6 protein-coding genes are annotated in these 6374 nt (G+C 63.2%); 1 reads left to right on the top strand and 5 read right to left on the bottom strand.

Features of this window, described 5'->3' with window-relative positions:
* The coding region (locus tag V6M39_RS13085) for an ABC transporter substrate-binding protein (RefSeq protein ID WP_332644253.1) at positions 1-957 on the top strand (957 nt) is incomplete at its 5' end.
* 282 nt (positions 958-1239) lie between these two features.
* Here V6M39_RS13085 and V6M39_RS13080 read toward each other — a convergent pair.
* The 5 genes from V6M39_RS13080 to V6M39_RS13060 form a co-directional block, all read right to left on the bottom strand.
* A complete protein-coding gene (locus tag V6M39_RS13080; RefSeq protein ID WP_332644252.1) occupies positions 1240-2019 on the bottom strand; it encodes an ABC transporter ATP-binding protein in 780 nt (259 codons plus the stop codon).
* Entirely contained in the window at positions 2016-2924 is a 909-nt protein-coding gene (locus V6M39_RS13075; RefSeq protein WP_332644251.1) for an ABC transporter ATP-binding protein, read from the bottom strand. The genes V6M39_RS13080 and V6M39_RS13075 overlap by 4 nt, the downstream gene beginning before the upstream one ends.
* Positions 2914-3909 carry a branched-chain amino acid ABC transporter permease gene (locus V6M39_RS13070; protein ID WP_332644250.1) on the bottom strand — a complete coding sequence of 332 codons (996 nt, stop codon included), beginning with the start codon at positions 3907-3909 and terminating at the stop codon, positions 2914-2916. Before V6M39_RS13070 ends, V6M39_RS13075 begins: the two co-directional genes overlap by 11 nt.
* 9 nt (positions 3910-3918) lie before the next feature.
* Positions 3919-5244, bottom strand: coding sequence for a branched-chain amino acid ABC transporter permease (locus tag V6M39_RS13065; protein WP_332644249.1), 1326 nt, complete (start codon positions 5242-5244; stop codon positions 3919-3921).
* Between the two features lie 167 nt (positions 5245-5411).
* Complete coding sequence (locus tag V6M39_RS13060; RefSeq protein WP_332644248.1) at positions 5412-6221, bottom strand: DUF554 domain-containing protein; 810 nt, start codon at positions 6219-6221, stop codon at positions 5412-5414.
* Positions 6222-6374 lie beyond the last annotated feature (153 nt).

Here is a 6374-nt window from a genome sequence, read left to right as displayed (position 1 = left end):
GACAAGCTGCTCAAGGCCAAGTCCGACGTCATCGTCGGTGCTGCCTCCTCGGGCGTCTCGCTGACGGTCATCGACAAGATCATGTCGGCCGGCGCAATCATGTTCTCGCCCGCCAACACGTCGACCGCGTTCGACGAGGGTGACTACGCCAAGCCTGACCTGTACTTCCGTACGGCACCGTCGGACATCCTCCAGGGCGCCGTGCTCTCCAACCTCCTCGTTGAGGACGGACGTCAGAACGTCGCCATCCTGGCTCGCCAGGACGCATACGGCGAGACGCTGGCGAAGGAAGTTGCCAAGAACCTCGAAGACGCCGGCTCCACGGTCGCCGCTTCGGTGCTCTACGACGAGAAGAACGGTCCGGGCGACACCCAGATCACCGAGATCGCCGACGCCAAGGCCGACGCTGTCGTCCTGATCGCGTTCGACGAGACCACGACGATCGTTCCCAAGCTGATTCAGGCTGGCGCTGGCCCGAAGGACGTTCCGACGTACTTCGTCGACGGCAACACGTCGGACTACAGCGAGACCGGTACCAAGCAGCTGCCCCCGGGCACGCTGGAAGGCACCAAGGGCACGATTCCGGGTGCGGACTCGGGTGACGACTTCAAGAAGCGTCTCCTCGAGGTCGACCCGAAGCTGAAGGACTACTCCTACGCGGGCGAGTCCTACGACGCCACCATCCTGTCGGCTCTTGCAGCGATCGCTGCCGGTGACGACTCGGGTGAGAACGTTGCCAAGGAAATGATCAACGTCAGCACCGGTGGCGAGAAGTGCACCACGTTCAAGGAGTGCGCGGATTTGCTCGCGGACGACAAGGACATCGATTACGACGGAGTCTCCGGCGAGATCGAGCTTGGTGACACGGGTAGCCCGACGGCTGCATCGATTGGTATCTACGAATACGACGCCGAGAACAAGATCTCGCCCGTCAAGTTCATCAAGGGCAACATCTGATCCGAAGGATGAGAACAGCCTGAACGGTTGGGCCCCCGGTGCTTCGGCACCGGGGGCTCTTCTGTCTCCGCTGAGGCAGTCTGCGGCCGAACGTGGAGGCACGCTGGCGAAGCTGGGGTCCCCCCACGCATACGCCACGGGAGAGGACTCCCAACCGCACGTGTAGGGGCGAGGGAGGCGCGGAGCCGCCAGACTCCGAAGCGTGGTGAGATGAGCACCCAGCGCCTGGAACACAAGAACGCCCGGCACCATCAGGTGCCGGGCGTTGCTGCCGTACGTGTGTCAGTCGGCCTTCTGACCTAGAGTCCCCAGGTAGAGTTCGATGACCTTGGGATCGTTGACCAGGGATTTGCCAGTGCCTGAGTAGGCGTTGCGGCCCTGGTCGAGCACGTAGCCGCGGTCACAGATCTGCAGGCAGCGGCGGGCGTTCTGCTCGACCATGATGACCGAGACGCCCGCCTTGTTGATGTTGCGCGTCTGAACGAAGACCTCGTCCTGCAAGACAGGGGAGAGGCCGGCGGAGGGCTCGTCGAGCAGCAGCACCGCGGGGTCCATCATCAGTGCACGACCCATGGCGACCATCTGGCGCTCACCGCCGGAGAGCTGTCCAGCACGCTGCTTGCGACGCTCGCCGAGACGGGGGAACAGGTCGGTGACGAAGCCGAAGCGTTCATTGAACTTCTTGGGCTCCTGGTAGCACCCCATCTCGAGGTTCTCCTCGATCGTCAGGCTTGGGAACACGTTGTTGTTCTGCGGAACAAAACCGATGCCCTTCGACACCAGCTGGTCGGCGCGCTGACCGGTGATGTCGCTGTCGTTGAGCAGCACCGTGCCCTCATGGATCTTGACCAGGCCGAACAGAGCCTTGAGGAGGGTCGACTTGCCAGCGCCGTTGGGCCCGATGATGCCGACGAGCTCACCCGGCTGGCAGTAGAGGTCGGCACCGTTGAGGATGTTGACGCCGGGCAGGTAGCCGGCGATCAGGTTGTCGGCGCGAAGAACGGCACCATCGGCGTTGGCGAGGTGAATGTCGCGCTCTGTGGACTGCGCTGCCTCGGTCATGACTTTGCCTCCTCGTCGAGCTCGGCCTCAGCGGCCTCTTCGAGCTCCTCGATGTCGACCTCGGTGATGTCGGTGTCGTGGTGGGCGCCGAGATAGGCGTCAATGACGCGCTGGTCGGCCATGACGGACTCGGGAGTGCCCTCGGCGACGATCTGTCCCTGGGCCATGACGATGACCCAGTCGGAGATGTCGCGCACCATGTCCATGTCGTGCTCGACGAACAGGACGGTACGTCCCTCGTCACGCAGCGACTTCACGTGGCCCAGCAAGGACTGCTTGAGTGCAGGGTTGACGCCGGCCATGGGCTCGTCGAGCATGATCAGCTCGGGGTCGACCATCAGGGCGCGTGCCATCTCGAGCAGCTTGCGCTGACCACCTGAGAGCGAGCCCGCGAAATCCTCGCGCTTGGCGTCGAGCTTGAACCGCTCCAGCAGGGCGTCGGCACGCTTGGTGACCTCGTCTTCCTGCGCGCTCCACAGGCTCTTGAACGGAGCGGACCAGAACTTCTCACCACGCTGTCCGGTGGCACCAAGCAGCATGTTGTCGATGACCTTGAGCTTGGAGAGCACCTTGGTCAGCTGGAACGTGCGGACCATGCCCAGGCGGGCCACCTTGAAGGCTGGGACCTTGCCGAGCTGCTTGTCGTTGAATGACCAGCTGCCCTCGTCCGGCAGGTCGAACCCGGTGAGCAGGTTGAAGAGCGTGGTCTTGCCAGCACCGTTGGGGCCGATGAGGGCCGTGATGACACCTCGCTGGATCTCGATGTGGTCGACGTCGACGGCCTTGAGACCACCGAACGTACGGACGATGTTGCTGCCCTTGACGATCGGATCGGGCTTGGGGGCGCCGGGTTCGTTGGGAACGCCTTCGAGTTGCTTGCGTGCTTCGCTGAGTTCAACGGGCATCGATCGCGATCTCCCTTCGGTCTCCGAAGATCCCCTGTGGTCGGAAGATCATGAGGAGCATGAGGCCCAATCCGAGCAGGATGAAACGGATGAGGCTGGACTGGGTGTTGGTCATGATGAAGTCGGGGATCAGCGGATCCGCGCCCGCAGTTGCCTGACCGAAGAACGAGCCGAGGCCGGCGATCAGGAACCAGAACACGATGGATCCGACCACGGGGCCGAGCACTCGAGCTGCGCCGCCGATCAACAGTGCGGCGTATGCGTAGAACGTGAACGTCGTGTTGAAGTCAGTCGGCACGGCCGAACCCTGCTTGAGGATGTGATAGATGCCGGCGATGCCACCGAAGAGTCCACCGAGGACCAGGGCCTGCATCTTGTAGGCGAAGACGTTCTTGCCGAGCGAGCGCACGGCGTCCTCGTCCTCGCGGATCGAGCGGAGCACGCGACCCCACGGACTGCGCATGAGCGCCCAGACCAGGATGCAGCCGAGAGCGACGAGCGACCAGCCGACCGTGATGTTCCACATGTCGCCCTTGCTGAACGACACGAAGCCGAGGTCGACTCCGTCGCCGTAGGGGTTGAGGTCACGGTAGGTGCTGGAGAAACCGGTGAGACCGTTCGAGCCCCCGAAGGTGTCCTTGAACTCGACGGCACCGAAGATAAGGCGCAGGATCTCCGACGTGGCGATCGTTGCGATCGCCAGGTAGTCGGCGCGCAGTCGCAGAGTCGGTACGCCCAGGACGAGTGCCAAGACGACCGAGCCGACCAGACCGATGGCGATGGCCAGCCAGAAGTTCAAGTCCCAGGTGACGACGCTGACAGCAAGGCCGAACGCGGCGATGGCCATGAAGCCCGCCTGACCGAAGTTGAGCAGTCCGGTGTAGCCGAAGTGAATGTTGAGGCCGATTGCCGCAAGCGCGAAGACGATGGCCTGGGGGCCGAGGGCCGCTGAGAAGGCGGCGTCGATGACTGTTGCGAAGTCCATGATTCCCCCTTAACCGATCCGCTGAGCTTTGCCGAGGATTCCCTGAGGTCTGACGAGCAGAATCAGGATCATCACGAGGAGGGCGCCGACATCCTTGATGGACGCCGGGACCGGGTTCCATCCGCCGATCGAGAGCACTGGGGCGACCTCCACCATCAGGCCGATGACCAGCGATCCGAGCAGTGCGCCCCAGATCGTGCCTAGCCCGCCAAGGGTCACTGCGGCGAACACAAGCAGGAGGAGCTTGAATCCCATCTGGAAGTTGACCTGCTGATTGACCGCCAAGAGCACCCCAGACAGCCCGGTGAGGGCAGTTCCCAGGATCCATACCGACGAGATCACACCGTCGACCCGCATACCGGATGATGCCGAGAGGGCGGGGTTGTCGGACACGGCACGCATGGCCTTCCCAAGCCGAGTCCGCATCAGGGCGATGCAGGTGACGACGAGGGTGATGATCGAGATGGCGAAGATGGCGACCTCTTTGTCCGACAGGGCAATCGGCCCGTAGTCGGTGCGGCCCTGCGCGACGTACTGCGTCAGTGTCTTGGTGGATCCACCGAAGGTGTACTGGTAGACGCTGCGCAGGAGCAGTGCGAAGCCGATCGACACGATCATCATGGCGATCAGGCCGGTGCCACGGTTGCGCAGTGGGCGCCAGAGCCCGCGGTCCTGCAGGAACCCGAACAGCGCGGACGCGAGTACCGCCAGGATGCCAGCGACGATCACAGGGAAGCCGAGCCCGCGGTTGAAGGCGAACGTCATGATGCCGCCGAACGTGATCAGCTCGCCGTGCGCGAAGTTCGTCAGGCCCGTAGTGCCAAAGATCAGCGACAGGCCGAGGGCCGCCAGAGCGATCATGAGCCCGTACTTGAGGCCCGAGGTCGTGGCATCGGTGAGCTTGCTGCTGAACGATGCTGCTTCGTTGACGACGGCTCCGATCTGGAACTGCACGAAGTTGCTGCCGCCCAGACGAGCCGTGATGGTCTTGGTGGTTTCACCCTTGCCGCTGAGTTTGACACCATCGGGGAGAGTCTCAGGATCGAGCACCACGAGGTACGTGCCGTTGCTCGGGATCGCGATGCTGACGCGTCCGAGCTTGTCAGTCACCTGGCTGCCGAGCTCCTCGCCGTCCTTGTTGTCCACGAAGACTGTCAGCGTGACGCCGGGAACCGCTGTGGGCTCGCCCTTGCCGCCGTTGAGATCGCGAAGAGAGACGGTGATGTTCTGGCCGTCCACGATGGGGTTCTGCTCGGGAATTTCCGCGCCAGCCGAGGGCGTCGGGGTGGGTGTCTCTTCGGCCAGGGCCGGAGCCGGACCGAAGAATATGGACACTCCCACTACTGCTGCGAGTAGGGCCGCGAGTCGCATTCGCACGCAAGTACTCCTGTCGGCATTGCCTGATTGTTCTGAGTGATCCTCGGACTATAGCCAACCGATGGAGCAACTCTGACCGAGTCGGCCCCATCCGAGGTAACAGTTAGGTTGCGATCGCCTGAAGGTCAGTGAACCGCGATCGCGATCTGGCACAGCAAGGGTGCGATGACCAGCGCGGGGAGCAGGTCGGCGACCGGTATGGCTTTGAAATTGAGCAGCCTGAACGCCACGCCGACGAGGATCAGACCTCCGGTGGCAGTGATTGCGATGAGATGGGCGTCAGGAAGGAACGAGCCCAGCAACGCGCCGAGTGCCGTGAGCGATCCCTGGATGACGGCGATCGACAGGGCTGACACCATCACGCCGATACCGAACGATGCTGCAAACGCGAGCGAGGCAAAGCCGTCGAGCACAGCCTTGAGCAGAAGCTGATCGGCACCATTGCCCAGGCCTTCGTTGATCGAGCCGAGGATTGTGAGCGGACCCACGCAGAACACGAGCGAGCTGATGACGAAGCCCTCGACGAAGCGTTCGCGCCCGACCCCGGCTGGGGGCTCTGCCACGTCTGCTTCGAGGATGCTGGGAACGTCAGGCTCAGGCGGACGTTGCGATCCCCGGCGTACGAGGTGCTGCTGCAGCCATCGGCCTGCATCCTCAAGACGATCCTCGAGCCGGAACCATGACCCGAGAATCCCGCCGATGACCAACGCACCCAGCACGATCAACACGGGTGCACTGTCGCCCACGGCATCGATGAGCTCTGGGTCCGACACCGCGAATGCGGCCTGGGCGGCGATCAGCAAGGTGACCAGACCCAGTGCGGAGGTGACGGTCGAGCGGACGTGTTCGCTGAGTCGGTGTCCGATCAGCAGACCGAGGCCCGAGCCGACGATCACCGTCGCGACGTTCGTCAACGTTCCGAACCCGGTGAACATGTAGGGTCTCCCTCGAAACTCGATTGGCAACTTTCAACTAAGGCAGCAGGCGCCCAGCGGTAGTGTGTCATTCACGCTGGCTTCGCCCGGTGTCACGGACAGAATCAGGATCCTATGTCTGCCAGAACCCCCATCGTCCTGAGGGACGCTGAT

Source organism: Aeromicrobium sp., from assembly GCF_036675695.1.
Taxonomy (GTDB): domain Bacteria; phylum Actinomycetota; class Actinomycetes; order Propionibacteriales; family Nocardioidaceae; genus Aeromicrobium.
Note: the sequence above shows the minus strand (reverse complement) of the source record. Positions and strands in the feature narration are given on the sequence as shown.